The sequence below is a fragment of the Jeotgalibaca sp. A127 genome (assembly GCF_052266745.1).
GTDB lineage: Bacteria > Bacillota > Bacilli > Lactobacillales > Aerococcaceae > Jeotgalibaca.
The window spans coordinates 21,398-47,680 of record NZ_JBQPRC010000002.1; the positions used below are offsets into that span (position 1 = coordinate 21,398).

Here is a 26,283-nt window from a genome sequence, read left to right on the forward strand (position 1 = left end):
TTGTATAATAGTATTTGAACTAATCCATCTTAAAATCCGACGATTCTTGAAGGTGGAGATTGCTAAATAGCTGAACCTATCCGTTCTCCTGACAGTTGATGGCTTCTCATTCGCAGCGCCTCTTGCATTCATGTATCTATCACGGACAGCGAAGTCTTTCAACCGGAATTAAACCATTTTATAATAGAAAATCCATTAAAATGGTTTAATTAACCGTTATTAAACCATTTCTATTAATTTTTTAGGTACAAATGGTTTAATAAACCATAATTAAACCATTTCAAGCAAAAATCACGAGTGAAATGGTTTAATTAACGCAAGATTGGGGAAGGATTTGATCGATTCACAAGAAATTTGGTGGAAGCAATCGAAAAGTATCAAGAACATAACGGAATCGCCCCATTTACACTAAGCGTTCTCACGTTATTACGAAAGGCAGAATGTTTGTTTTGGGGCTTCGCTTAGAGGCGGTAGTCTTCTACCGAGACACAGCAAAATAGGGGTTTGGTATTTTCTGTCAATAAACTTTAGTGCATCTCAGGTGTAAAACGGAGGAATGATTATGTTGAAGCTAAAATTGGATCATATTACCAAAACGTATACCGGCGGCGAACTGGTCACCGCTTTAGATGCTGTTTCCTTGGGGTTCCGGGAACATGAATTTGTCGCCATCTTGGGACCTTCAGGCTGCGGGAAGACGACACTCTTGAATATTATCGGGGGTTTGGACCGCTATGACAGTGGTGATTTGATAATCAATGGTTTATCCACCAAAGCATTCAAGAACAACGATTGGGATGCTTACCGCAACAACTCCATTGGTTTTGTTTTTCAAACTTACAATTTAATCGGGCACCAGACTGTCCTGCAAAATGTGGAAATTGCCCTGACTTTATCGGGTGTTTCTGCTTCTGAACGGAAAAACAGAGCGAGAAAAGTGTTGGTGGAAGTGGGTTTGGCAGATCAAATCAATAAGAAACCCAACCAATTATCTGGCGGTCAGATGCAGCGTGTCGCTATCGCCAGGGCATTGGTCAATGATCCCGACATCATTCTTGCGGATGAGCCGACTGGGGCATTGGACAGCCGTACTTCAACACAAGTCCTTGATATTTTAAAGGGAATATCCCGTGAGCGCCTCGTCATTATGGTCACCCACAACGGGGAACTTGCGAAAAAATACTCCGATCGGACGATCCGTATGTTGGATGGTAAAATCCAGTCCGATAGTAACCCTGTGGAAGAAGTGCAAACGCAGGAAGATTTTCCGATGCAATCACCCTCAAAATTCAAAAAAACCGCAATGTCTCTTTGGACAGCAACCTCACTTTCCTTCCGAAATTTACTCACTAAACGTGGTCGAACGATTATCACCGCCTTTGCCGGCAGCATTGGTATTATTGGAGTCGCTTTGGTGTTGGCATTGTCCAATGGGATGTCAGCCTATATCAGCAGTTCTCAGTCGGATACCTTGAGTAATTACCCCATCACCATCACCACAAATGAACAAACGATCGATTTTAGGGGAGAAGGACCCACATCGGGAGCAACAGCTCCTTGGGATACCAATGTGGAATTTCCCGATGAAAATATTCTCTATTCCTATGATTCCCAGGACAGCACCCAGCATAAAAATGTCATCACACAAGACTATCTGGATTACATTGAAGAACTGGAAAATGAATTACCCGAAGCAGTCAATGACATTGCCTATACGCAAGGGGTGACTATGAACCTCTTGGCGAAAGGGGAAGAGACAGTCGTCAAATTCGAAACCATACCGGAACCGGGTGGCTTTAATATAGGTGGTAACGGCACCTATTGGCAGGAACTACCCGAGGATGATGCGTTTATATTAACGCTCTATGATTTGATTGGAGAAGGCAGCCGGCTCCCTTCCGGGGAAAACGAAGCGGTTTTGGTTGTGGACAGTTATAACCGCATCGACAAAGCCTTTTTTGAAAAATTAGGGATGACGGAGGATGCCGAAAATTATCAGCTCACCGATTTTATTGGCAAGACCATTTTGAACGTTATTCCCAACGATGATTACTACATAAAAAATGGGGAGATTTTCACACCGGCCAGCCCAGCCGATTATGAAACGTTGTTTGATAGTGTTGAGGGAACTAAACTTACTATCACCGGCATTTTGCGCCCTCAGGAAGATGCCACCAGTAACTACTTGTCTACCGGTCTGGCCTACACACCTGCTTTGACCTCTTTGGTGATGGCGGATGCCGAAAGAAGCGAAATCGCACTTGCCCAAGAAGAGTCCGATCGGCATGTACTATTAGGGACACCTCTGGACGAAGAGGCAAAGAAAAATGTTCTACTCACGCTAGGGGCCGATACGACACCTACCGCCATCCGTATTTATCCAAGAGATTACGAGAGCAAAGACCTTATAAAAGAATATCTGAATGCCTACAATGCAGACCAGGCTGAAGAGGACCAACTGATTTATACGGACTTGGCAGAAACAATCGCTTCGCTGACCAGTACGCTCATTAATACGATAACCTACGTGTTAACAGGTTTTGCGGCTATTTCTTTGGTAGTTTCGACAATCATGATCGGTATCATCACGTATGTTTCCGTGATTGAGCGTACAAAAGAAATTGGTATTCTTCGAAGTGTGGGGGCACGCAAGAAAGATATTTCCCGTGTGTTCAATGCAGAAACCCTGATTATTGGCTTCACATCAGGTGTGCTTGGGGTTGGTATCTCATATTTGCTTACTTTCCCAATTAATGACTTAATCGAAAACCTGACGGATATTGCCGGTATCGCCGACTTTAATCCGCTTCATGCCGTAGCATTGGTGGTCGGAAGTATGATTCTGACTTTAATTGCTGGCTTCATTCCTTCCAGAATGGCGGCCGGGAAAGATCCTGTTATCGCTCTTCGGACCGAATGAATGCTGTTATAGATTATATTTGTACACCTGAAGGAGGATAATTTAATGGAACCTATTATCCAAGTTGAGAACCTGAAAAAGTATTATGGTGAAGTGAAGGCCGTGGACGGGATTGATTTTCATGTGGAAGAAGGACAACTTTTCGCCTTTTTGGGTCCGAACGGGGCTGGAAAATCAACCACGATCGATATTATTTGCACGTTGTTAAATCCTGACAGTGGTCGTGTGCGCGTAAATGGGCAAGAATTGGGGGAGGATGACTACGCAATCAAAGCAAGCATTGGTGTGGTTTTTCAAAAAGGGCTCCTCGACAACCTTTTGACGGTAAAGGAAAACCTTGAAGTACGGGGAAGCTTTTATGGATTGACCCATCTGGAAAGGGATCAGGCAATGAAGGAAGCCATCAAAGCAACGGGTGTCAGCGAATTTCTCAACCGGCCTTATGGGAAACTCTCTGGTGGACAGAGGAGGCGGGCGGATATTGCCCGTGCTCTCATGAACCGCCCCAAAATCCTTTTTTTGGATGAGCCTACGACCGGATTGGACCCGCAGACGCGTAGCAATGTCTGGGAAACGATCCGGAAATTGCAAAAGGAAACAGGAATGACCATTTTCCTGACCACTCACTACATGGAAGAAGCGGCGGCCGCGGATTATGTGGTGGTGATTGATAAAGGAAAAGTGGCGGCAGAAGGCACGCCAGAACAACTCAAGGAAAAATACAGTACCGATAAATTAGTGCTTCACGCCCTTGATTCAGTTGCGATAGCAGGGTATCTCCGTCAAAAAAATATGCCATTTGAACAAAAAGGCACGACTTTCCAGGTTCCTTTGAAAAAGACATTGGAGGCCATACCCTTATTGAATGCGTGTGCCCCTTATCTGGAGCATTTTGAAGTATTGATGGGTTCTATGGATGACGCTTTTATTGGTATTACGGGAAAGGAGATACGGACATGATTCCCATCATTCGACGCAACGTCCTGGTGTTCTTGCGTGATCGGACAAGTGTATTCTTTTCTTTATTGGCAATCCTTATTATTTTTGCCCTCTACATTCTGTTTCTGGGAGAAAATTACCAGAGCGGGTTATTGGATGGATTGGATGGTGCCCAGTATCTGATGGATACATGGTTGGTCGGTGGGATTTTGGCAGCGGCATCCATCACTACAACCATGGGGGCCTTCAGTATCATGGTGGAAGATAAATCAAAACAGATTTTCAAGGATTTTTCCTCCTCGCCTATTCGGACCAGTAAATTAACGGCTGGTTACCTCTTCGGTGCTTTTATAGTCGGGCTTTTCATGACGCTACTGGCTCTGTTTGTGGGTGAACTTTTCATTATTTTCAATGGTGGAGAGTGGCTGAGCCTGTTGGATACCGTTAAAGTTATTGGATTGATTATCCTGTCGGTAATCACCAATACAGCTTTTGTCTACTTCCCGGTTTCATTTATGCAAAGCGAGAATGCCTTTGGGACCATGAGTTCCGTCATCGGTACCTTGACCGGATTCTTGGCTGGGATTTATCTCCCGATTGGTATCCTGCCGCCAGTCATCCAAACTGTTGTCAAATTGTTCCCGGTATCGCACTCGGCCTCCTTATTGCGACAAACAATGACAAGGGATGCAGTTGACAAAGTTTTTCAAGAGGCCCCTATGGAGGCAAGGGAGGGGTTTGAAAAATTCATGGGCATAAGGTTTGAATGGAATGGAACAGAAATCTCTCCTTGGCTGAGCTTTCTATACTTGTCTGTTATGGCTATTGTTTTTTATCTGCTTTCGATCTGGAGTTTTAAGAGGAAAAAATGAGGTTATCCATACCACATCTGCTGGTGGAAATTGTTGGTAAGTAATTCCAAAGAAAAAACTCCAGAAGAGAATTTTTCTCTTCCGGAGTTTTATCATTTTCTACTCTGCTCACAACTCTCTGAAAAATTAAAATAGTTATGCAGGCTTTCTACTTGCTACAACTTAAAATGTTAATGCTTTTAAATCTTCCAAAGTAGCTTCTTGTTCCTCATAACCATCCACCATGAAACCACTCAAGTTTGAGAATTCTTTGTAGAACAAGCCATAAGCAGTCATATCAGAAGTAAAGTTTTCTGCATTTATCTGTTCAATCAATGCTTTGGTTTTGGCTTGGGTATCGCTGTCGATTTCCCAATTATCCGGTCTTAAGCGACCAACTTCATCATACTCGGGTTTGTCGCCGTATACCATGTCACGGTAAATGCGGTCGATATGCTCAATTGGTGTTTCGTGCGTGCCTTTTTCGGACATCACTTTATAAAGCCCCATGCAATAGACCGGGAAGAAAGGAATGACTGAACTTGCTTTGGTTGTCACGGCAGTTGCGACCACCACTTGAGCTTTACCATTGATATCTGCCAACAGGTGATTAATGTGCGTTGCTTTGTCGTCCACATCAGCTTTAGCGCGTCCCAGAGTACCACCACCGTAGTAGGAATGGTTCAATTCAGTTCCAAGATAGGAATAATTGGTCGTCAATACACCCTCAGCCAGAACACCGGCTTCTTTCAGTGCGTCCATCCAAAGGACCCAGTCCTCGCCACCCATGACCTTGATGGTATCAGCGATTTCTTGTTCCGTTGCGGGCTCTAAAGTTTGGGTGTAGAAGCTTTCTTCCTGCATATTGATGTTTGGGCCAATCACGGGTTCGCCGATTGCTTTAATAGCGGATTTATGTGTTTCGCCGGTTGTCGGATCTTTCCTTATACCACTCGCCAGACTATAAACAACCAAATCTATTTTGCCACCGAACTCGTTGTTGATATAATCAATGACCTCTTGTTTGGTTTCATGACTGAAGGCATCTTGCACAAAGTTTTTGGCAACCAGTCCTTCTTTCTCAGCTGCTTCACGAAAGGCAATATTATTGTACCAACCAGCTGTACCCAAGTTACGCTCGTTTTTAGGTCCCTTTTCAAAAGAAACACCAATGGTATCTGCACCCGCACCGAAAGCCAAGCTAATGCGTGTGGCTAAGCCGTAACTGGATGAGGCACCAATAATTAAAACCTTTTTCGGTCCTTCAAAAGTTCCTTTGTTTTTTACATAATCTATTTGATTCAATACTTCTTGTTTGCATCCAAGTGGATTTACACCTAAGGCGACATTTCCACGTATATTTTGTTTGAAAGTAAGCATGTTTTAATTTCCCCCTGTAGGTTGATATGAGAGTATCATATCAGAAAAAGATAAAATGGAACACAATTCAGATAACTGTACCTTAAATAAAAACCATACAGTTTGAGAGAACTTTTGATTATGCTAAAATTATTTTAACATAAAGCGAAACGATGAAGAGGAGTGGGGATTATGAAAGCCGAGCTTATTACCGTTAGTTCAAGCTTATTAACCGGTCTCGCAGTAAACGATAATGCTTCTTTCCTGACGCGTGAATTGTCATCTATTGGAATTGAAATGACCCAAGCTGTCATGATCCATGATTCAAGTGAAAAATTAATGGATGCCATCCTCCGTGCCGAAGACCAGGCAGATATTATCGTCATTACGGGCGGGTTGGGTCCAAATGCAAATGATATCGTCAAAACGACCCTTTCAGAGCATTTGAATAAACCACTTGTGTTGGATGAAGATACCCAAAACCGGATTATCACCTACCATAAAAATTCCGATTTAGTCATGCCTGAAAACAATCAGTTACAGGCCCTAACCTTACTTGATTCCATACCATTAGTGAACATTACCGGTTTAGCTCTCGGAATGTTCTATCAGTCCGATTCACATACGTTCATTTTACTGCCAGGACCTACAGATGAATTAATACCGATGTTCAACGAAAAGACGAAGCCTTTGATTCTGGAACATCTTTTGGAAAACAAAGTCGTTTCCAAAAAAATAATTCGTTTGTTTGGTTTGACCATGGCGCAGGCGCACCATGATTTGGCGGATTTACTGACATCCGAAGGTAATCCCTTTATCCAAATCTATCCGGATGGATTAGAAATCGAAGTTGAAATCACTGCGATTGAAAAGGATGAAGCGAAGGCGAATCAGCCCCTCGCTAAGGCCGAGCAAGAAGTCGAGGCGTGTGCGGGAACGTATATCATCGGTACGGGTAAGAATGATTTACCCAATATCGTACGGGAATTATTGATTGAAAAAGAACTAATGATCACTGGAGCAGAAAGTTTAACCGGTGGTGCTTTTTTAAGTACAGTCTCGAGTTTATTTGAAGCCGGCTCTTTCTTTGAAGGCGGGGTCGTGACTTATAGTGAAACGATCAAAAACGAAGTGTTGGAGGTCACCAAAGAAACCATCAAAAAATATGGCGTCGTCAGTGCGGAATGTGCCTTTGAAATGGCCGATAAAACGTTGGCCAAGTTCAACGCCGACATTGCGGTTTCTCTAACTGGAGCGGCTGGTCCCAGTTCCCTGGAAGGGGAAATTCCCGGAACAGTCTGGATTGGAATTGCCAGGAAGGACAAAAAAACCTTCGCCAAAAAATTCCATTTTGGTTATAAACGCAATATGAATCGTGAGTATTCAGTCTGGAGCGCTTTTAATATGGTGCGACAAGTATTGCTGGGTGAAGAGATTGAAGATGTGGTTTATGCATCAAAATAGAAAAGGAGGATGAGCGTGGAAGCAACAAAAGGGTTTGGACCGGTTATAAACGCGCAAACACGGGTGTTGATTTTGGGAAGTCATCCCGGTGTGGTTTCGCTAAGGAAGCAACAATATTACGGTAATCCGGGCAATGCCTTTTGGCGGACCGTCTTTAGTGCGTTGGGAATTAGTGATCCTGTTAATTATACAGAACGACTGGAAGCATTGTTGGCCCATGGCATTGGCTTGTGGGACGTTTATGATACCGTTGAGCGTGAGGGCAGCCAGGATGTGAACATCAAAAATGAAACCTTGAATGATTTCGAGCACGTTCTGGGACAAACGGCTATTCACCTGATTATCGCGAATGGCCAGACGGCTTATCGGGAAACACAAAAGCACGCTATTTTTCAGGATTATGAAGTAATTTGTGGCTTATCGACGAGCGGCTTAAATAACGGACGTGAACAAGAACGGATGAAACAATGGCACGAAGCCATTCAATACGGTTTGAAAAAAGTTAGTAAAAAGCGCACTCAATTTTGCGAGTGAGCCTTTTTCAAAAATAAAGCTCACTCACGGAGAAAAACCTCGCTGAGTGAGCTATTAATTGTAATAAGGCCGACTCGTGCAACATGAGTCGGCTTTTTAAACGGAAATAATTTAGCTTTAGCTCACGCCTATGCGACTCCAAAGCAAAAAGCAGGATTAGCAGTTAATGACTTGCGACAAGTGTACAATGAAGAAGGTGACTACTTGATTCCGAACCTGTAGTGGGTTACCTAGATCGATAGACATTTTATTTTCTAGAAATTTTTGTGGGGAATACAGGAGCGGCTCTTATTAGGAAATGACACTAATATCCCCTAGCTATTCGTTTCCTTTTACAGACACATCGTCCACGGTACTAACCAGTTTTTTTCGAGCGTATAAATCAAAATGCTTTACTTCTGTCGCAAGAAGGATTATAGTTATGAATGTAGTAATTTATTTAACAAAATTAGATTGTATGTTATTCATGTATATGATTAATTCTCTCTTAATTTTTTTGAACGAAATATTATAAATATAACGTGCAAAAGCACAACGGAGGAATTTCATTATGAATAACGGTACAGTAAAATGGTTTAACGCAGAAAAAGGCTTTGGTTTTATCGAATGTGAAGGTTCAGATGACGTGTTCGTACACTTCTCTGCAATCCAAACTGATGGATTCAAATCTTTAGACGAAGGACAAGCAGTTACTTTTGAAGTAGAACAAGGTAACCGTGGACCGCAAGCAGTTAACGTTAACAAAGCTTAATTTAAACTTTAACTTAATAAACACCTCAGCGAACTAGCTGAGGTGTTTTTCTTTTATCTCTAACGATTAATGTGAAATTTTAAACAGGATTGATTTATAATAAAAAATTATGATATGATACCGCCCGAATGAAAGGAAATCCAAAGAATCCTTCACTATCCATGAATTATATGTACTGCTTGGCGGCATGATGGTTATCTATTGAAATCAGTTAATAATACCTAGAAAGAAGTGAGTTAATGAGTAAAACCGTTATTTTGGCCGAAAAACCCAGTCAAGCGTCCACTTACGGAGACGCTTTTGATCATTCAGAGCGTAAAGATGGCTACTTTGTGGTGTCGGACAAAGAATTTCCGGATGCCGTCATTACGTATGGATTCGGTCACCTCGTTTCCCTTTTTTCTCCTGAAGATTACAATGAGAAATGGAAAAAATGGGATTTGAATACATTGCCGCTGTTGCCAACCGAGTATCGGTTCAAAGTCAGTGACGGAAAGCAAAAGCAATACACCATCGTTAAAAAGCATTTAGATGAAGCAGACACGATTATTATCGCCACTGATGGCGATCGAGAGGGAGAAGCGATTGCGCGCTTAATCATTAATCTTTCAGGAAATAACCATAAACAACTCAAGCGTCTTTGGATCAATTCATTGGAAAAGGAAGAAATAAAAAATGGGTTCCGCCATTTACGGAACGGAGAAGAATTCTATTCCAGTTATAAAGAGGCCGAAACCAGACAAATCGCTGACTGGCTAGTCGGCATGAATCTCTCGCGTCTCTACACGCTCTATATGCAAAAAAGCGGCATGAAGGGTGTTTTTAGTATTGGCCGCGTCCAAACACCGACCTTATATTTGATCTACCAGCGGAATAAAGAGATTGCGGCATTCGTTAGTAAACCCTTCTTCGAATTATATGGCAGATTTAGTCATGAAAAAGGCATTTACCAAGGGAAATATGCAGGTCGTTTTGATAGTGAACACGATTTAGAGGCTTTTAAAGAGAGACATGAACTAAACGATCATGCTCCCGGAAAAATCAAATCCGTAAAGACGGAAGAAAAGAAGCAGTTTGCACCCAAACTCTTTAGTCTTTCCGATTTACAAGCGACAGCGAACAAACGGTTTAATTACGGCGCTTCAGAAACTCTGAAAATCGTGCAAGGTCTGTACGAGAAAAAGCTGGTTTCTTACCCGCGTACCGATACGAACTATATTGGTAGTCCGGAGTTTGACTATTTAAAAAACGCTCTTCCCAGCTATCTAAATTTAGTGAATGAAACGATTGCCGAACCGCAGTTAAAAGAGAACAAGCGCTATGTCAATGGCGCAAACGTCCAAGAACATTATGCCATTATCCCGACGCGAACGTTGCCAAACTTAGCAGCTTTATCTCAAAAGGAAAGAAATATTTATGTACTGATCCTGTATCGCACGTTGAGTATATTTGAAAAACCTTATGTGTATGATGAAACAACGATTGAAACCACCGTCAATGCTGTTTTGTTTAAGACGACCGGTAAAGTAGAAAAAGCGATGGGTTGGCGGAAGTTTTACAAAAACGAGAAAAATACGAAAGAAGAAAATCAAACACTTCCCTCTGTAAGAGAAGGAGACTCGGTGGTTAGTCATTTTTACGCCAAGGAAGGGAAGACACAGACGCCCAAGTATTACACAGAGGGAACACTGATTACGGCCATGAAAAATGTTGGTCGCGACGCCGAAGATGAAGAGAATAAAGCTATCTTAAGAGAAACCGAAGGCATTGGGACGGAGGCGACGCGAGCAAATGTGATTGAAACCTTGAAAAAGCAAGACTATATCACGCTTCAGAAAAATAATATCCTGGTCACACCAAAAGGCGAGACGCTTTGTGAAGTAATCCAAAATGATGAAATAGCCAATGCATCTATGACCGCTAAATGGGAAAAGTACCTTAAAAAAATACGCAATCAGGAAGGCACACAAGAAGCGTTCTTGAGCAGCATTACAAACTTTATTAACCACTTAATTCAAAAAGTACCGGGTACATTCGAAAACAGTGCTATAAAAAAACATGCTGAAAAAAGTGAAGCAGACACTGCCATTGGCGCATGTCCCCTGTGCCATAAGAGCGTCATAGATAAAGGGAAGTTCTTTGGTTGTGCGGGTTATCGTGAGGGCTGTAAATTTACTTTGCCTAAAAAATGGAGCGGGAAGACACTCACGAAGAAAAACGTAAAGGATCTTTTATCTAAACAAGAAACCAGTCTAATAAAAGGATTCAAAAGTAAAAAAGGCGCTACTTTCAACGCAAAGTTGAAGTTGGCCAATAATAAACTTGCCTTTGATTTTTCCGATTCGCAATAAACCCGCCTGACATTCACTCCGATGGGGCGCTTTTCAGTGAATAGAAGCAGATTTTGTTTGTAAAGCTGAATATTTCTTCAGTACTGTATTTTAGTAATGGAGAATAGATTCCCGATACATAGTTTCATACAATTTCATGTATTTTGTTAACTAGGAGTTATATGATACTCATATGCATTCATTTCATAATGCGTCGATTGTAAAATTAAGCTAGACAAATAAATAAGCCATTCGTGGTACACTCAAATTGTAATTCCGACCAAAGAATACATAGGAGTGATCACGAATGACCTACACCCATCTTACCACGGATGAACTGGTGATGATAGAATCTTATTACCACCAAAACATCAAGGTTACCAAAATTGCTGCGTATTTAAAACAATCCAGAACACCGATTTACAACGTCGTCAATTTCTTGAAAGAAGGCCATACGGCCTTGGATTATTACCAACAGTACAAGAAAAATAAGAAGCGTTGTGGACGGCGTAAGATTGATCTGCCAACGAAACAACAGGAATACATCAATGAAAAAGTCGCACAAGGATGGACACCGGATATCATCATTGGTCGGAAGGAGATGCCGATTAATTGTTCCATGCGAACGCTTTATCGTCGCTTCAAGGACAAGGTAGGCGACGTTGAATCCACGATGAACCAATGGGTGGTACAAAGCCGCTGTCAAAAAAATATTTCAAATTACATATAAAAGTATATTGCTTTCCATTTTAGTATCAACTATAATTGATTAGAATTAAATGTGAAAAACGTTGAAGAGAATAAGTAAATACTCATGGTGTTCATTAGAGAGCTTCGATTGGTGAAAAGAAGTAACCCACGTATTGAAAAATGGTCTTGGAGTTTTACTAGTGAGAGAAGTCTAGCTAGTAACGGAGTGGCAATCGTTAACAAGGCCGGAGTAAGCTGCTTTCCTTACTCACTGAGTCAAGCTTGTGTGAACAACTTGTAAATGTAAGGTGGTACCACGTCTCAAACCACGTCCTTGCCGTTTATTCGGTGCGACGTGGTTTTTTTGTATGGTGCTTTTAATATAGAGGAGGAATAGAGATAATGAATAAACAATTGGTATTACAAACGGATTTTGGCAGAGCGGATGGTGCAGTGAGTGCCATGTATGGGGTAGCATTAAGTGTTAACCCGCGTTTACAAATTTATGATTTAACGCATGAAATCCCGCAGTATAATATTTGGGAAGCATCATACCGGTTATATCAAACGGTTCAATACTGGCCGGAAGAAACGGTATTTGTTTCGGTTGTTGATCCAGGAGTCGGCACTGATCGGTTGAGTGTCGTAGCCAAAACAGCAGCTGGACAATATGTTGTGACACCTGATAATGGAACCTTAACACATCTGGAAGAAAGTATTGGTATTGTTTCTATTCGAGAAATTGATGAGACAGTTAACCGTCTGCCAAATTCCGGTGATTCTTATACATTCCATGGGCGAGATGTCTATGTCTATACGGCGGCGCGTTTAGCAGCAGGTGTGATTTCATTTCAAGAAGTAGGACGTGAGTTAGATGTAGCGGATATTGTCAAACTAGAACACAGTCAACCGGAAGTTTTAAACGCCTCTATTTCGGGAAATGTTGATATTTTGGATAGTCGTTTCGGGAATTTATGGACCAACATTCCACGGGAAATGATTCTATCACAAGGTATTAACTATGGGGATACGCTGGAAGTGACAATATCGAATAATCATAACGTTGTTTATCAGAATGACATTACTTTAGGTGAATCCTTCGCTAAGAGTCGCGTTGGCGATCCGATTTTATTTATCAATTCATTGGACAAATTAGGTGTTGCAATTAATCAAGGCTCGTTTGCCTCTGCTTACCATATCTTAAGTGGTGATAATTGGCGAGTTCAGATTCTAAAAGTAATAAAATAATAAAAGAAAAGTGGGGATGAGAATGAAAAAAGAAGATTTATCAATTAAAACGATTGTAGCAATCGGTATTGGAGCAGCGGTATATGTCGTATTAGCACGTTTTGCCTCGATTCCGACTCCTATTCCAAATACCAGCATTCAAACGGCATATGCCTTTCTAGCCTTAATGGCGGTTGTATACGGACCACTAGCAGGCGGCTTGATCGGGTTAATTGGCCATGCCTTAACCGATGCCATTTCATATGGCTCTGTTTGGTGGAGCTGGGTATTGGTGTCATTATTCATTGGTTTTACAATCGGTTTACTGACAAGAAAAATATCTGTCGAAGACGGCGAATTTGGTAAAAAAGACATTATTAGTTTTAATGTAAGTCAAGTAGTTGCACAAGTCATTGGCTGGGGGATTTTAGCGCCCGTTTTAGACATTGTGATTTATGCTGAGCCAGCCAATAAAGTTTTCACTCAAGGGATTGTCGCAGGACTGGCCAATATTGTAACGGTAGCGATTATCGGGACATTACTGTTATCCGCTTATGCTAAAACACGTCTAAAAGGAGACAGTCTTTCGAAAGAATAAAGGGAAAAAGTAAGGAGTCGTTAGACAATGAACCAAGCAGTTATTGCGTTCAAAGATTTTACATTTAAGTACCGCAGTCAGACCGAACCGACCTTACAAGATATCAACCTTACGATTCATGAAGGTGAAAAAGTGGTTATCGTCGGTCCATCTGGCTCTGGCAAAAGTACACTAGCCCATTGTATCAATGGGCTAATTCCCTTTGCATACCGGGGTGAGAGTCAGGGCCAGTGCCAAATAAAGGGGAGAGAAACGAAAGAACTTGATATTTTCCAGCTATCCAAAATGGTAGGAACAGTCCTACAGGATTTAGACGGTCAGTTTATTGGTTTGTCTGTTGGGGAAGATATTGCTTTTGCCCTAGAAAACGACTGTATTTCTCAGCCCCTGATGCATGACCAAGTTAGTCAGGTAGCCAAACTCGTTAAAATTGAAGACTATTTGGATGCCTCTATCCATCAACTGTCAGGCGGGCAAAAACAACGTGTATCCCTTGCAGGTGTTTTAGTGAATGATGTGGATATTCTTTTATTTGATGAACCATTGGCAAACTTGGATCCTGCGACTGGCAAGCATGCCATTGCTCTCATTGACCAGCTACAAAAGCAGACGAATAAAACAACGGTCATTATCGAGCACCGTCTAGAGGATGTTCTGTACCGAGATGTCGATCGGATTATTGTGATGAACAACGGTCGAATCGTAGCGGACGATACACCGGCTCATCTTTTAGCGACGCCCGTTTTATCACAGAGTTATCTGAGAGAACCTCTCTATCTCAAGGCTTTGGATTATGCAGGCGTAACGATCACCCCTGCTATGCATCCGGAACATATTGAACGCTTAAGGCTTTCTAAAAATCAAGAGGAAAACTTAAAACAGTGGTATCGCGCTGTCAAAAAAAGCGAAAGGGTTGAAAGTCAGGAAATCGTATTAGAACTCAATCATTTATCCTTCCATTACCCCAACAAATCGAATACCCTCAGTGATGTTTCTTTTAAACTGAGAAAAGGGGAGATGGTGAGCATCGTAGGTGAAAATGGCGCCGGAAAATCAACCTTGTCCAAACTCATTTGTGGTTTTGAACGCCAACAAAGCGGTGAAATCTTATACCACGGTCGGGACATCAGTAAAGACACCATTACGAAACGGGCAGAAGCTATCGGATTAGTTATGCAAAATCCTAATCAAATGATTTCTAAGCATATGATTTTTGATGAAGTCGCATTTGGATTACGTCATAGGCGGGTTTCTGAAGAAGAGATTCGTGAGCGTGTAGAAAAGACGCTAAAAATTTGCGGCCTCTACCCATTCCGTAATTGGCCGATTTCAGCTCTCAGCTTTGGTCAGAAGAAACGCGTTACAATTGCGGCCGTGTTGGTGCTGAATCCAGATGTTTTAATCCTTGATGAACCAACTGCGGGACAAGATTACCGTCACTATACAGAAATCATGACCTTCCTGAGAGAGTTAAATAAGCGGGGGGTCACCATTTTAATGATTACCCATGATATGCATTTGATGTTGGAATATACACAACGAACCTTGGTAATAGGGGAAGGTGGATTGTTGGCGGATCAATCAGCAGTGTCAGTTTTGGCAAGTGAACCCCTCGTTGAGAAAGCTAATTTGGCGATAACCTCACTTTATCAATTAGCTGAGAAGGTTGGCATTGAGGAAGCCGAAGATTTTGTTTCAACCTTCATTCGTTATGATAAGGAGGTACGTCGAAAATGGCAGTAGAAATGCTTTCATATATCGAACGCCAGTCGCCTGTCCACCGCTTGGCTGGAGCAACCAAACTTATTTTCTTTCTTTTGTTTTCAACCGCTGCTATGTTGACCTACGATACACGGGTTTTACTGGTATTGTTCGTTATTAGTTTAGCTATTTTTAAATTATCCAAAATAAAAATAAAAGAAATCGGCTTTGTTTTACTCTTTATTCTGACTTTTTTACTATTAAATAACGTAGCCATCTATTTGTTTTCACCTCAAGAAGGTGTTCGGATTTACGGAAGTAGCCATGAGTTGCTTCATATCTGGGGGAGATATAACATCACCCAAGAGCAACTGTTTTATCAGTTCAATGTGACTCTTAAGTATTTTGTGGTCATACCTGTTGCCTTGCTTTTTATCGTGACGACTCACCCGAGTGAGTTTGCCGCCTCACTCAATAAAATTGGTGTCAATTATAAAATCGCCTATTCCGTATCGCTGGCACTGCGCTATATACCGGATATTCAGCGTGATTTTCGTACGATTTCTCAATCCCAGCAGGCAAGAGGAGTCGATATTTCTCGAAATGAGAAAATGGTCAAGCGGATTAAAAATATCTCGGCCATTATTTTCCCTTTGATTTTATCAAGCCTTGACCGAATCGAAGTGATTAGCCATGCAATGGAGCTAAGAGGGTTTGGAAAAAATAAAAAACGCAGTTGGTACAGTGCAAAGAAACCCTCACAATCGGACAGCATTGTCCTTCTCCTATCAGCACTGATTTTTGTGTTCAGTATATGGCTAACCCTACAAAACGACGGGCGCTTTTATAATCCATTTCAGTAGAATCGTACATAAACTTGAGCTAACGAGATAGGCCAATTGTTAAAGAAACAGTTCTTGATACCAAAAAATACCCTCTTGTTTAAAAGTGAAAATTGATTATCTATTGGTAAATCCCTATCCGAAAAAAGAACGCTCTTTTTTGAGTGTCTAGTTTTCGGGTAGGGATTCATTTTTATAATCACAGTTTTATTTGTTCAGAGTCCATATTCTGAAATCCCTGCATACGTTTCTGTTCTTTTTCTATGAGTTCTTTTGCAAATTGAAAAAAGCCATCTAAATCCCGGTTACCTAGAAATTCGATGTATTCCGCTTTTGCTTCTTTTTCAATAATCAAAGGAGGAAATCCTTGCTGTAATAAGGAGTAGTTCAAGATCATGCGCCCTGTCCGCCCATTACAACCGGGGAATGGGTGAATGCGTTCGAATTGGATATGCGTATCCAGGATTGCTAAAAGTTTAGAGTCATCCGAATCAGCAACATCTAAGCGATATGCCAGATTATCAATGAGCTGGGTCATAAGAAACGGTGTTTCTGAGGGTGATGCCGTTTGAAATTCCGCCCCTAGAATCATATTTTCGTTTTTTTTAAATTGCCCACGATCATATTGCAAACGATCCGTTAAATCAGCATGTATGTCCTGAATGATAGCAGTCGTTAAGGGCTCTTCATTTAGTAAGTGGGTTAGAATGTTCTCAAAGGCTTGTTTGTGGTTTTCAATCTCATAAAACTCACGTACAGTTGCTTTCCCACTCATAGGCAGAGTCCCATTCACAATAATTGAAACCGTTGCAGGTAAGGAAATAGTATTGCCTTCAATACCAGCCGAATGATGGGCTAGCCGAACGAGAATGTCGTCTAGATAATCTTGTGAGAATGTATGTAAGATGCTCATTGTATTCCCTTCCTTCTTTATAAATGTAAAAATAAGTATACTAATACGAATCTACACGATAGCATACTGGTATACTATCGTGTAGTATGTAATTATTTTTTTGCATGATTAAAAAGATGCTGATACATTTGATTGTATCCTTCCTATTTTCTATTTTAGGTGTTGCTTTTTCCTTTGTATTTACGAGGGGTGAAAAATCAACTTTTTTGTGTCCTCTACTTTCGAATGAATTGGTATACAACCAAAATCATTTGTTCCTTTAATTAGAATAAGGATTTTTCCCCTTATCTTTATCTAAACCCTTTAGGCTCCAATGCAATCTCTACCAAACGATTGATCAGCTGTTCATAATCATATCCAGCTGCCTTTGCGATAAGAGGAAAATAGGATATCCTTTTACCCAAACCTGGGAATGTGTTCAATTCGATGACATGAGGCCGTCCTTCGCCATCCAAGCGAAGATCAATGCGGGCAAAATCCTGGCAACGAAGAACGCGATACGTCTTTTCGACCATTATTTCTATCTCTTCTTTTAAATCTGGAGAAATATCCGCGGGGATTGCCGAAGTGGCGGTATTACTTAACTTCAAATCATTTGTCAGAAGTTGCGGACCATCTTTATGGAAAATCGTTTCTTTTATCGGCAATATTTCAAGCGTATGATTTCCCATTACTCCAACCGTAAATTCCCGGCCGGGTAAAAACTCTTCAACTAAAAGCACTTGCTGATGCAAGTCCAGCTTTTCCTTAATGATCTTTTGTAATTGTTCCGGTGTATCCACCTTGGAAGAGGCAGTCACACCAATCCCTGAACCTTCATGTTCCGGTTTGACAATCAGCGGATAAACAAAATCCTCGCGAATCTTGTCATTTTCGTCACCAACGAGTTGGAAGCGGGCGGTACGGACATTGTGTGCTGCCAAAATTGATTTGGTGATTTCTTTATGCAGGCCTATAACGTGGGTAGCCAGTCCCGACCCCAGCATGGGGATGCCAGTCATTTCCAGCATGCCCACTATATTTGCTTGCGTACGCTTGTCGGAGACACCTGAACTGAGATTGAAAAGCAGATCGGGCGCAGCGACTTTTTCAAGTTTGCTGAGTAAATGATGGTCTGCTTCAATCTTTGTGACGGTATGTCCCCCGCTTTCCAAAGCGCCGTGGACATCGACAACAGTCTCACCCATTAGTTTGGGTCCATCGGGATTAACATTTGTAATAGCTAAATCCAAATCATCGAACTTTGAATGAATTAAAACGACATGCATATCGATCCCTCCAGTGTACTTTCGTTAAGTCCAGTATAGCATCCGGGAAACCAACTACCCAAAGATAATCCCTTAATCTTTGGGCCGGATAAATACCCATTTTGAGGCATCAGAGTTCGTTTCGTTGTATTGATAGCCCATATCATCAAATCCCTTTACGAAGTCACTATCAGTGATGCGATGGCGCGCAATGAAGTTCACCAACTGGCCACGTCCTTTTTTAGAAATACTGGCGTGTTTTTTCAACTTTCCGTTTTCATCTTTTTCGAAAAAAGAAACCGTCACGATACGATCCTTGGGCGTCGCATAGCGAGTGATGGTCTTTCCGAACTCCTCACTCGCCAAGTTCAAAACAAGCGAACTTTCCTTGGTCAACGACTGATAAATCTTGTCTCCCAAAGCTTTATATAAGCCTTTTGAGGTGAAATCACGGCGATAGTGGCGAATCCCATCCATTGGTTTCACAACACCATATTGCGCGGAAATAACGCGGAGATAATCATCCAGGAAAAGAAAATCATCTTCTGAAAGTCCCTCCCGTAAATAACGAAATTGCAGTCCATTATATAAATGGATGGCTTGGTAACGATTCAGATCTTCCGTTAATTCCTCACCCGTACTAAATTCTTTAGCGAAATCAATAAATTCGGGTAGTCGATTTGAAATGGGTGGTTCTTTGCTCATTTCTTTTGACGGTGAAATAATAATACGCACGTTAAACATCCCTTCTTCTGGAGCGTTTTGAATCAATACGTTATTATATAGTAAAAGAATGAAAGTTAGAAAGGGCGTTTTCGAATTCATGGCGATTTATTAATATACCACCCACTTATTTTAAAGCTTGGCATTAAGCCCTGAATGTGCTTTAATGCAACATAAGAACAAAGTGTTTGTGTAAATTTTTTTTAAAACAAGGAGATTACAAATGATTAAGATTATGGCAGATTCAACTTGCGACTTGTCACCGACATTCCTGGAGAAATATAAAATCGGTGTTGCCCCTTTGAAGATAAATATGGAAGGGGTTACGTACTTAGATAAAATCGATATTACCGCAGATGAATTTTTTGCCAGATTGCCGAAAATGAAAGAACTGCCTACGACCGCAATGCCTAGTCCAGAGGCTTACTTAAACATTATTGATGAAGGCATGGCTGAAGGCTACAAAGAATTTTTGTGCATCTGCATGTCAAGTGGAACAAGTGGTTCATACCAATCCGCTGTATTGGCTAAAGATTTATTTTATGAACGACACCCTGATTCAGACGTTAAATTTCATGTAGTAGATTCTTTGTCGATGAGCCATGGGAGTGGTTGGTTAATTTTGAAAACGGCTCAGTTACTGGAAGAAGGCTATACATTCGAGGAATTGGTAGATTTTGCTGAAACGCATAAAAAACGCGTGAAACATTTTTTATGTGTAGAAGATTTGCACAACCTCATTAAAAGCGGCCGTATCTCAAATGCGGGAGCATTCATTGGAAGTCTGCTCCAAGTGAAACCCATCATGTCCATGAAAGGCAGCAAGGGCGCAATTGTAGCGAAGGTAAGAGGAACGAACAAGGCCTTAAAATATTATGTTGATGAGTTTATCAAACGGTATGATCCGGAATTAACGAACTTTATCCTTATCGGCTATTCTTCTGATATTGAGATTGCGAATAAGTTGAAAGAACGTATTGAAACCCAAACAGATTTTAAAGGAGACATCTACATCATGCAAATGGGCGTGGCGGTTGGAACGCACGTTGGTTTAGGTGGCGTTTCGCTGTTCTTTATGGAAAAAGAACAGAATTAATAAATTGAGGAGTAGACGGTAAATGCTTGCTGTTTACTCCTTTTGTATAATAGTGGTAGATACGATGGTCAGGTTACTGAGTAAAGGAAGGTGAGCGCCTTGTATTTATTATTGAAGCAGAAGCGTTTGTCCGATAAACAGGATTATGATGTGTTTGATGAAGGTGGGAGAATGGTCTTCCGTGTTGAAGAGCAGCCGATGAGGTACGGACGTTATCTCACCATCTACGATAGTGTGTCAGGCCAGGAACTGGCTGTTTTGAAAGATATAGAAGCAGGCATTTATGAAGTTGAAATGGGCCTTTTTGTCGAAGGAGAGCGGGTGCTGAGTGTGAAACAAGCGCGTTTAGGGTATCATGTCCCGGTTCCGCTGGCAATCATCGGGAAAGATTGGCGTTTTGATAATCGTGATGGTGGCTACCGTTATCATATTGTAAATGGCAATGATGAAGATTTGATCCTCGTAAGACGTGATTATCAGGTGACACATTCTGGCTATGAGCTCTTTATAGCGGATGAAACGTTAAATCCGATTCTGGGGCTCGGTCTTGTTCTGGCCGGGATAGGGATCGATGAGCAGACGAAAGAATGAGAATGAAGCGTATATAAATAAAAAAGTTCTAACTCAAGCAGTTTTTTATGCCTGAGTTGGAACTTTTTCTAGATAGTTCTAACTCAGCAAGAAAAAAGCGTCTGAGTCGGAACTTTTAGTTTTAGTCGTAGTAAACTTCATCCAAAAACAGTCCTTGCGCGGGAACGGTCATGCCGGCTTCGCTACGAATGCCACTCGCAAAAACCGCATCAATATCGTCCAGCATCATTCTGCCTGCACCGATTTCCAGTATCGTACCCATCATGATGCGCACCTGGTTATAGAGGAAACCTTCGCCGACAAACGCAAAATGCAATATATTGCCTTCTTTTTGAAGTGTGACAGATTCGATGGTCCGTACCGCTGATTTTTTAGATTTCTTCAAGGAAGAAAATCCAAGGAAATCATGACGTCCCACGAATTTCTGACCTGCCTGATTCATCAAGTCCAAATCCAATTTTTCTGGCACGTGGTAGCTAAAATGCCGTTGGAAAGCTGATGGCACTTCGTTGTTCCACACATGATAGCTGTATTGTTTGCTGACTGCGTGATAGCGAGCGTGGAAGCGTTCGGGCACTTCTTGCATTTCCTTAACCACAATATCGCGCGGAAGGTGACGATTAAGGTGTTCCTGCATCGCCGGTAATGTCATAGTGGAATCCGTTTTGAAATTAGCAACTTGGCCATTGGCATGTGTTCCGGCATCGGTTCGTCCGGATCCCACAATTTCAATTTCGCTATTCGTCATATTTGAAAGAATATTCTCGATTTTACCCTGGATTGTCTTATCCGAATCCCCGAGCCTTTGCCAACCAAGGTAACGCGTCCCATCGTACTCGATGGTCATTTTTATATTTCTCATTTTATTATTCACCATTTCCTGTTTGATTCTTTTCTTATTATACAGAAAATCTATCAATTTGCATCAAACACCCATTCGTGTTATACTATTGGTTCGACATCCCATTACATATGCAAGTGATATGTACGGAACCAAGGCTTTTCTCTATTCTGCAGCTAGAACTGCAGGTATTCGGAACCAAAAATAAGCGAAGTTAAATTTATTTTTGAAGCACGCGTGTGCTTCACCATGTGAATTTCCAAGATTTAGATTTGATAGTGAAAAAGTCGTGTTTCCTACTATAGGAATACCTTTTTCTTTCTTTTAAAAATAAGAAGCGGAAAGGTGCTCATCGGAGTACCTTTTTTATTACGGAAAAAAGGAATTATGAGGAGGTTGAAAGGAGAAGAGCGCACGCATATGGTGTGCTCAAAAAGGAGTAACAATTGAAAAATATCGTCTATACGAACACAGAAAATGTGACGATTGAAATATCTTGGAAAGATTATTTCAAGGAAATCGAATTGCGCCAGCAAGAACGATTGAAGAAACAAAAAATACAACAAGTCACTAAATAATAAAAAATAGAGACATCTTCGTCATGAAGGTGTCTCTATTTTTTTGATGAAATAACGTGTTAAGTAATTGAGTGAAAAACCAAGGGAGAAGCCACCTACCACATCTGATAGATAATGAACGCCCAAGTAAATGCGACTGAAACCAACTGATAACACTACAACAGCTAGTAGAAAGTACGCAACTTTTTTGTGCTGCGAAAGCCGCGTATGACGAACCATGATATAAACCGTCAACGGATAAATCATTGCTGATGCGAAGGAATGCCCACTCGGAAAAGAGTAGGAATTTTCGGATACCATCCGAAATGCTTCATTCGGGCGTTCCCGTTGGAAGAAGTTCTTGAGCATCGGGTTAAGCCAGACATTCCCCGCGATAACCCCACTGGTATAGATAAGCGCGGTCTTCCATTTCTTCAAAATGAGAACAAGGACTAAAATCGTCACTATGATCAAAGCCTTGATGAAGTCTATATTGGCAAGTTGCGTCATGGTTCTGAAATAAGTATCAGCTATGACATTTCGCAATTGCACAACCGTCTCTGTTACGTTTTGATCTATTTGGTTGAGTGCTTCAGGAAATAAAGTGAGTAGAATCCGGATAAGCAAGTAAGGGACCAGTGTCAGTAGGGCTTTTTGGATGTTTTTCATAATAGTCTCCTAAACCAATAAAATTCGATATAATCATCATATAATATTTGAACACAGTAAAGCAACGGAGGAACCTTCATGAGTATCCGTCTTTTCGAAAACAAACATCCAGCGGGGCATGTCGAAGCAAAGCATGCTCACGATTATTATCAATTACTTTATACACTCGACCAATCAGGGGAAATTGCGTTTGATGGCGAGCAGTATTCTTTTGAAGATGGCAGCATCGTCTTTTTGCCACCCCAAACTTTTCACGAAGTCCATTCGAAAAAAATGACGACCATCCTCGTGTTAGAATTCGAAGCGCACCATTTAAACCACACAATCGCCAAATTACTGGGAAATGAGCGCTTTGATAAGGCGTTTATTCTGCCATTACAAAAACCGGAAAAAGGCACCGTTCAGAACATCTGGCGGCGTTTGTTAAATGAGACATCAAGTACTGATTGGCTTAGTGAGGTGGCTATTGAAATCGGTTTGGCTGAGTTGTTGTTGGGTCTGGTCAGGTGGGGAGAACCCGATGAAAAAAAGAGAGGGGACCTGAGTCAACAAATCAAGCAGTACATCGAACATAACTACTATAGCATTAACCGCCTGGATGACCTGATTTCCGTCTTTAATTATACCGGCCGGTACCTTACTCAAATTTATAAAGTGGCATTCCATCAGACACCCATGCAGGCTGTCCAGGACAAGCGTATCGAGAAAGCCATTGAACTATTGACGACGACCGATTTGGAAATTATTTCGATTTGCTTCCAGGTCGGCTATGAATCACTGGCGACTTTTTACCGTCAATTTAAAATGAAAACCGGTCAATCACCGAAAAAGTTCCGAAATTGAGAATTTAATCATCGTTCTTAATAAGATATTCCATCAAAATAAGCTTAAACTAACTGGTGAGGAGGGATTGAATGAAGATGTGGCGAAGATGGTCGCTCTTTTTATTGAGTATTTTAACGATGGGGCTTGGGATCAGCATGGTAAGTTTAACCCAACTGGGAACGACCGCCATCACCAGTCCGGCATTTGTCATGAGTTCTCTGACTGGTCTTACTTTTGGTAACTGGACGATTATCTTTAATTTTACTTATATTATGGGACAATTGGTTCTGTTGGGTCGACGTTTTCCAAAGCACCAGTACCTACAAATTATAGTAAGCCTTCTATTGGGTATGGCGATTGATGGTTGGTCAAGTAACTTGAGCTTTATTTCATCGTTGCCTTATTTAGTAAAAATAACGGTCTTGGTTGTAGGCTGTTTTGTAATTGCCTTGAGTACAATTTGGCAGCTGGAGGCAGACATCGTGAATAATCCGGCAGAAGGAATCGTAAAAGCCCTTGCCTCGAAGACTAAGAAGACGTTTGGTAAAGTGAAGGTTTTATTTGACGGAACGCTTGTCGCAGTTGCGGTTATTCTATCATTGGTATTTTTACAACAGTTGATAGGGGTGCGCGAAGGAACGGTTATCAGCGTTCTTCTAATCGGACAGTTTATTACAGCAATTAATAACAGGAGGAATCAGAAGCATGAGAGCCGTTTATATGATGATGGAAAGCCAGTTTGAAGCAGTTTATACACTAGAAACACGTTCGAAAATTGAGGCGTTATTGGGACCTGTAAATTATTACCCAACACTTGAAGCACTAGAGGCTGATAAGGAAGCATTAACAAACGTTGAATTTTTGTTTGGTGGGTGGGGCGTTGCCAGAATGGATGCCGCATTCCTGGATTTATTGCCGAACTTGAAAGTTATTTATTATGCGGCAGGTACCATGAAGAAATTATTGACAGATGAAGTTTGGAAACGTGGCATTCGCGTCACGACTGCGAATACGGCCAATGCCATTCCGGTTGCGGAATATACGCTGGGTATGATTTTATTATCATTAAAAAATACGTGGCAGTTGATTCGCCAGGTTAAAACGGAAAAGACTTTTAAACCAGGTTTGTTTTACCCGGTGACCGGGAACTATCAAGCGACTGTGGGGTTGATCTCATTCAGCCAAGTGGGGCGGATGGTTGTTGAATTATTGAAACCCTATCATTTAAATGTAATTGCGTATGATCCTTATGTGAGTGCGGAAGAAATGGCTAAATACAACGTTGAAAAGGTTGAATTGAATACGTTGTTTGAAAGAGCGAATGTGGCTTCTTTACACGCGCCCTTGCTTGATTCAACAGTCGGCATGATAACGGGGGAGCATATTAAATCATTACCAGAAGCCGCAACGTTTATCAACACAGCGCGTGGTGCGATTGTGAAAGAAGATGAAATGATTGAAGAGCTCCAGGTACGTCCTGATTTGACCGCGATTTTGGATGTGACGCATCCCGAACCACCCGTGAAGGAATCACCCCTTTATACAATGGAAAATGTGATTTTAACACCGCACTTGGCGGGTAGTGCTGGAAACGAACGTGCGCGTCTAGGTGACTGGATGTTGGCAGAGTTGGAAGAATATCTGGCAGAGGGTAAGTTGAGTTATGAAATTACCAAGGAATCTTATGAGAAAATGGCCTAGGGAGTGATAAAATGTTGGGACTTTGCTCGGTAACTCTGGGGAAGTACTCGGTAGAAGAAGTCATTGAAATTATCAAGCCAACAAAAATACAATCCATCGAATGGTGGGGCAAGGACCATGTACCACCGGGAGATTTGGAAAACGCGCGGCGGGTAGGAAATCTGACACGTGAAGCAGGTTTGGTTGTCAGTTCGTATGGCTCTTATTTCCGGTTGTTGGATGGCTTGGATGCATTCAAAGAAGTAGTGGAAACAACCAAAGCGCTTGGAACCGACATGATCCGAATATGGGCTGGGGCTGACGGGTCGGAGGCTGTGGATGAGGAAACGCGCAGACGGATGGTTGCGGAAGCTAAGGAAATTGCCGATTTTGCTTCAAAGAGTGCGATGCAGATTGGAATTGAATATCATCAAAATACGCTGACTGATACACCGGAAAGTGCTTTGGCTTTGATTGAAGCAATCGCAAAAGATAATGTAAGTTTGTATTGGCAGCCAAGTGAAACCTTAAGTGTCGATGAGCGTTTGGCGAGTTTAGATATATTAGCTTCATGGATTAGTAATGTTCATGTATTCAACTGGAAAAACTATATGGAGCGTTATTCTTTGGCAGATGCACAATCAGACTGGCAAAAATATATCGACAAGATTGAAAAAAAACATTCTCAGTCAAGGCACTACCTTTTGGAATTTGTAAAAGATGACGATCCAAAGAACATCGTGCACGATACAAATGCATTATATCAGTTGATAAAAAATATTTAATAAGGAGAAGGGCTTCGAAAGCCCTTCTTTTTTTTTGTATTTAATTTGACTTGTATTACTTTATTTAACTAATTTAGTTTAAAATGGTTGCTTAATTATTTCGAATTTGATATTCTTTGTTTGAACTTATCAACTGATAAAATTTTAAGG

General features: G+C 41.4%; 24 protein-coding genes, 1 pseudogene and 1 other annotated feature. Of the genes and pseudogenes, 19 read left to right on the forward strand and 6 right to left on the reverse strand.

Annotated elements, in window-relative coordinates:
• The first annotated feature begins 562 nt into the window (after positions 1 to 562).
• The 3 genes from ACTVAI_RS02375 to ACTVAI_RS02385 are packed head-to-tail and all read left to right on the forward strand — an operon-like array spanning position 563 to position 4,731.
• Complete coding sequence (locus ACTVAI_RS02375; RefSeq protein WP_443485788.1) at positions 563 to 2,920, forward strand: ABC transporter ATP-binding protein/permease; 2,358 nt, start codon at positions 563 to 565, stop codon at positions 2,918 to 2,920.
• A gap of 45 nt (positions 2,921 to 2,965) precedes the next feature.
• Positions 2,966 to 3,880, forward strand: a complete 915-nt coding sequence (locus tag ACTVAI_RS02380; protein WP_443485789.1) for an ATP-binding cassette domain-containing protein — start codon at positions 2,966 to 2,968, stop codon at positions 3,878 to 3,880.
• A complete protein-coding gene (locus tag ACTVAI_RS02385) occupies positions 3,877 to 4,731 on the forward strand; it encodes an ABC transporter permease (RefSeq protein ID WP_443485790.1) in 855 nt (284 codons plus the stop codon). Before ACTVAI_RS02380 ends, ACTVAI_RS02385 begins: the two co-directional genes overlap by 4 nt.
• Positions 4,732 to 4,893: 162 nt before the next feature.
• Here ACTVAI_RS02385 and fabV read toward each other — a convergent pair whose 3' ends face one another.
• A complete protein-coding gene (gene fabV / locus ACTVAI_RS02390; RefSeq protein WP_443485791.1) occupies positions 4,894 to 6,090 on the reverse strand; it encodes an enoyl-ACP reductase FabV in 1,197 nt (398 codons plus the stop codon).
• Between the two features lie 171 nt (positions 6,091 to 6,261).
• Here fabV and ACTVAI_RS02395 point away from each other — a divergent pair, with 171 nt between their 5' ends.
• The 9 genes and pseudogenes from ACTVAI_RS02395 (at position 6,262) to ACTVAI_RS02435 (ending at position 16,227) form a co-directional block, all read left to right on the forward strand.
• A complete protein-coding gene (locus ACTVAI_RS02395) occupies positions 6,262 to 7,533 on the forward strand; it encodes a CinA family nicotinamide mononucleotide deamidase-related protein (protein WP_443485792.1) in 1,272 nt (423 codons plus the stop codon).
• Positions 7,534 to 7,548: 15 nt separating this feature from the next.
• On the forward strand, positions 7,549 to 8,067 hold the full coding sequence (locus ACTVAI_RS02400; protein ID WP_443472622.1) for a DNA-deoxyinosine glycosylase: 519 nt from the start codon (positions 7,549 to 7,551) through the stop codon (positions 8,065 to 8,067).
• Positions 8,068 to 8,617: 550 nt separating this feature from the next.
• On the forward strand, positions 8,618 to 8,818 hold the full coding sequence (locus tag ACTVAI_RS02405; protein WP_443472621.1) for a cold-shock protein: 201 nt from the start codon (positions 8,618 to 8,620) through the stop codon (positions 8,816 to 8,818).
• Positions 8,819 to 9,057: 239 nt separating this feature from the next.
• Positions 9,058 to 11,169 carry a DNA topoisomerase 3 gene (locus tag ACTVAI_RS02410; RefSeq protein ID WP_443485793.1) on the forward strand — a complete coding sequence of 704 codons (2,112 nt, stop codon included), beginning with the start codon at positions 9,058 to 9,060 and terminating at the stop codon, positions 11,167 to 11,169.
• A 286-nt stretch (positions 11,170 to 11,455) separates the two neighbouring features.
• Positions 11,456 to 11,824: pseudogene (locus ACTVAI_RS02415) on the forward strand (transposase); the annotation flags it as partial.
• A gap of 106 nt (positions 11,825 to 11,930) precedes the next feature.
• Positions 11,931 to 12,177 (forward strand) — a binding site (T-box leader).
• Between the two features lie 63 nt (positions 12,178 to 12,240).
• Positions 12,241 to 13,086: an SAM hydrolase/SAM-dependent halogenase family protein gene (locus ACTVAI_RS02420; protein ID WP_443472619.1), complete on the forward strand. Its 846-nt coding sequence runs from the start codon at positions 12,241 to 12,243 to the stop codon at positions 13,084 to 13,086.
• A gap of 22 nt (positions 13,087 to 13,108) precedes the next feature.
• A complete protein-coding gene (locus tag ACTVAI_RS02425; RefSeq protein WP_443472618.1) occupies positions 13,109 to 13,663 on the forward strand; it encodes an ECF-type riboflavin transporter substrate-binding protein in 555 nt (184 codons plus the stop codon).
• A 27-nt stretch (positions 13,664 to 13,690) separates the two neighbouring features.
• Complete coding sequence (locus ACTVAI_RS02430) at positions 13,691 to 15,406, forward strand: ABC transporter ATP-binding protein (RefSeq protein WP_443472617.1); 1,716 nt, start codon at positions 13,691 to 13,693, stop codon at positions 15,404 to 15,406.
• The gene (locus ACTVAI_RS02435) at positions 15,397 to 16,227 is read left to right on the forward strand and encodes an energy-coupling factor transporter transmembrane component T family protein (protein ID WP_443472616.1); all 831 of its coding nucleotides are present in this window, start codon (positions 15,397 to 15,399) and stop codon (positions 16,225 to 16,227) included. The genes ACTVAI_RS02430 and ACTVAI_RS02435 overlap by 10 nt, the downstream gene beginning before the upstream one ends.
• A 178-nt stretch (positions 16,228 to 16,405) precedes the next feature.
• Here ACTVAI_RS02435 and ACTVAI_RS02440 read toward each other — a convergent pair whose 3' ends face one another.
• From ACTVAI_RS02440 to ACTVAI_RS02450, 3 genes are all read right to left on the reverse strand, one after another.
• Positions 16,406 to 17,119: a Fic family protein gene (locus tag ACTVAI_RS02440; protein WP_443485794.1), complete on the reverse strand. Its 714-nt coding sequence runs from the start codon at positions 17,117 to 17,119 to the stop codon at positions 16,406 to 16,408.
• Between the two features lie 290 nt (positions 17,120 to 17,409).
• Positions 17,410 to 18,387 carry a D-alanine--D-alanine ligase family protein gene (locus ACTVAI_RS02445; protein WP_443472614.1) on the reverse strand — a complete coding sequence of 326 codons (978 nt, stop codon included), beginning with the start codon at positions 18,385 to 18,387 and terminating at the stop codon, positions 17,410 to 17,412.
• 72 nt (positions 18,388 to 18,459) lie between these two features.
• The gene (locus tag ACTVAI_RS02450; RefSeq protein WP_443485795.1) at positions 18,460 to 19,101 is read right to left on the reverse strand and encodes a YaaA family protein; all 642 of its coding nucleotides are present in this window, start codon (positions 19,099 to 19,101) and stop codon (positions 18,460 to 18,462) included.
• A gap of 211 nt (positions 19,102 to 19,312) precedes the next feature.
• On the opposite strand from ACTVAI_RS02450, the gene ACTVAI_RS02455 reads away from it, so the two are divergent.
• Together ACTVAI_RS02455 and ACTVAI_RS02460 are read left to right on the forward strand one after the other, a co-directional pair.
• Positions 19,313 to 20,185 carry a DegV family protein gene (locus ACTVAI_RS02455; RefSeq protein WP_443485796.1) on the forward strand — a complete coding sequence of 291 codons (873 nt, stop codon included), beginning with the start codon at positions 19,313 to 19,315 and terminating at the stop codon, positions 20,183 to 20,185.
• A 99-nt stretch (positions 20,186 to 20,284) separates the two neighbouring features.
• On the forward strand, positions 20,285 to 20,776 hold the full coding sequence (locus ACTVAI_RS02460) for a hypothetical protein (RefSeq protein ID WP_443485797.1): 492 nt from the start codon (positions 20,285 to 20,287) through the stop codon (positions 20,774 to 20,776).
• A gap of 121 nt (positions 20,777 to 20,897) precedes the next feature.
• Here ACTVAI_RS02460 and truA read toward each other — a convergent pair whose 3' ends face one another.
• Positions 20,898 to 21,638, reverse strand: coding sequence for a tRNA pseudouridine(38-40) synthase TruA (gene truA, locus ACTVAI_RS02465; RefSeq protein WP_443485798.1), 741 nt, complete (start codon positions 21,636 to 21,638; stop codon positions 20,898 to 20,900).
• 425 nt (positions 21,639 to 22,063) lie between these two features.
• Here truA and ACTVAI_RS02470 point away from each other — a divergent pair, with 425 nt between their 5' ends.
• Positions 22,064 to 22,195 (forward strand): hypothetical protein, encoded by a 132-nt coding sequence (locus ACTVAI_RS02470; RefSeq protein ID WP_443472608.1) that lies wholly within the window; start codon positions 22,064 to 22,066, stop codon positions 22,193 to 22,195.
• A gap of 21 nt (positions 22,196 to 22,216) precedes the next feature.
• On the opposite strand, the gene ACTVAI_RS02475 is transcribed toward ACTVAI_RS02470, so the two are convergent.
• On the reverse strand, positions 22,217 to 22,843 hold the full coding sequence (locus ACTVAI_RS02475) for a phosphatase PAP2 family protein (RefSeq protein ID WP_443485799.1): 627 nt from the start codon (positions 22,841 to 22,843) through the stop codon (positions 22,217 to 22,219).
• Positions 22,844 to 22,921: 78 nt separating this feature from the next.
• On the opposite strand from ACTVAI_RS02475, the gene ACTVAI_RS02480 reads away from it, so the two are divergent.
• From ACTVAI_RS02480 to ACTVAI_RS02495, 4 genes are all read left to right on the forward strand, one after another.
• The gene (locus tag ACTVAI_RS02480) at positions 22,922 to 23,686 is read left to right on the forward strand and encodes a helix-turn-helix domain-containing protein (protein ID WP_443485800.1); all 765 of its coding nucleotides are present in this window, start codon (positions 22,922 to 22,924) and stop codon (positions 23,684 to 23,686) included.
• A gap of 71 nt (positions 23,687 to 23,757) precedes the next feature.
• Entirely contained in the window at positions 23,758 to 24,411 is a 654-nt protein-coding gene (locus ACTVAI_RS02485; protein WP_443472605.1) for a YczE/YyaS/YitT family protein, read from the forward strand.
• The gene (locus tag ACTVAI_RS02490) at positions 24,374 to 25,369 is read left to right on the forward strand and encodes a hydroxyacid dehydrogenase (protein ID WP_443485801.1); all 996 of its coding nucleotides are present in this window, start codon (positions 24,374 to 24,376) and stop codon (positions 25,367 to 25,369) included. Before ACTVAI_RS02485 ends, ACTVAI_RS02490 begins: the two co-directional genes overlap by 38 nt.
• 11 nt (positions 25,370 to 25,380) lie before the next feature.
• Positions 25,381 to 26,133, forward strand: a complete 753-nt coding sequence (locus ACTVAI_RS02495) for a sugar phosphate isomerase/epimerase family protein (RefSeq protein ID WP_443472603.1) — start codon at positions 25,381 to 25,383, stop codon at positions 26,131 to 26,133.
• Positions 26,134 to 26,283 lie beyond the last annotated feature (150 nt).

What these genes read in the sequence shown, in the direction of transcription:
- ACTVAI_RS02375 (WP_443485788.1), top strand. Translation starts at nt 563, where the DNA reads ATGTTGAAGCTAAAATTGGATCATATTACCAAAACGTATACCGGCGGC.
- ACTVAI_RS02380 (WP_443485789.1), top strand. Translation starts at nt 2,966, where the DNA reads ATGGAACCTATTATCCAAGTTGAGAACCTGAAAAAGTATTATGGTGAA.
- ACTVAI_RS02385 (WP_443485790.1), top strand. Translation starts at nt 3,877, where the DNA reads ATGATTCCCATCATTCGACGCAACGTCCTGGTGTTCTTGCGTGATCGG.
- fabV (WP_443485791.1), bottom strand. Translation starts at nt 6,090, where the DNA reads ATGCTTACTTTCAAACAAAATATACGTGGAAATGTCGCCTTAGGTGTA.
- ACTVAI_RS02395 (WP_443485792.1), top strand. Translation starts at nt 6,262, where the DNA reads ATGAAAGCCGAGCTTATTACCGTTAGTTCAAGCTTATTAACCGGTCTC.
- ACTVAI_RS02405 (WP_443472621.1), top strand. Translation starts at nt 8,618, where the DNA reads ATGAATAACGGTACAGTAAAATGGTTTAACGCAGAAAAAGGCTTTGGT.
- ACTVAI_RS02410 (WP_443485793.1), top strand. Translation starts at nt 9,058, where the DNA reads ATGAGTAAAACCGTTATTTTGGCCGAAAAACCCAGTCAAGCGTCCACT.
- ACTVAI_RS02420 (WP_443472619.1), top strand. Translation starts at nt 12,241, where the DNA reads ATGAATAAACAATTGGTATTACAAACGGATTTTGGCAGAGCGGATGGT.
- ACTVAI_RS02425 (WP_443472618.1), top strand. Translation starts at nt 13,109, where the DNA reads ATGAAAAAAGAAGATTTATCAATTAAAACGATTGTAGCAATCGGTATT.
- ACTVAI_RS02430 (WP_443472617.1), top strand. Translation starts at nt 13,691, where the DNA reads ATGAACCAAGCAGTTATTGCGTTCAAAGATTTTACATTTAAGTACCGC.
- ACTVAI_RS02435 (WP_443472616.1), top strand. Translation starts at nt 15,397, where the DNA reads ATGGCAGTAGAAATGCTTTCATATATCGAACGCCAGTCGCCTGTCCAC.
- ACTVAI_RS02440 (WP_443485794.1), bottom strand. Translation starts at nt 17,119, where the DNA reads ATGAGCATCTTACATACATTCTCACAAGATTATCTAGACGACATTCTC.
- ACTVAI_RS02445 (WP_443472614.1), bottom strand. Translation starts at nt 18,387, where the DNA reads ATGCATGTCGTTTTAATTCATTCAAAGTTCGATGATTTGGATTTAGCT.
- ACTVAI_RS02455 (WP_443485796.1), top strand. Translation starts at nt 19,313, where the DNA reads ATGATTAAGATTATGGCAGATTCAACTTGCGACTTGTCACCGACATTC.
- truA (WP_443485798.1), bottom strand. Translation starts at nt 21,638, where the DNA reads ATGAGAAATATAAAAATGACCATCGAGTACGATGGGACGCGTTACCTT.
- ACTVAI_RS02475 (WP_443485799.1), bottom strand. Translation starts at nt 22,843, where the DNA reads ATGAAAAACATCCAAAAAGCCCTACTGACACTGGTCCCTTACTTGCTT.
- ACTVAI_RS02480 (WP_443485800.1), top strand. Translation starts at nt 22,922, where the DNA reads ATGAGTATCCGTCTTTTCGAAAACAAACATCCAGCGGGGCATGTCGAA.
- ACTVAI_RS02485 (WP_443472605.1), top strand. Translation starts at nt 23,758, where the DNA reads ATGAAGATGTGGCGAAGATGGTCGCTCTTTTTATTGAGTATTTTAACG.
- ACTVAI_RS02490 (WP_443485801.1), top strand. Translation starts at nt 24,374, where the DNA reads ATGAGAGCCGTTTATATGATGATGGAAAGCCAGTTTGAAGCAGTTTAT.
- ACTVAI_RS02495 (WP_443472603.1), top strand. Translation starts at nt 25,381, where the DNA reads ATGTTGGGACTTTGCTCGGTAACTCTGGGGAAGTACTCGGTAGAAGAA.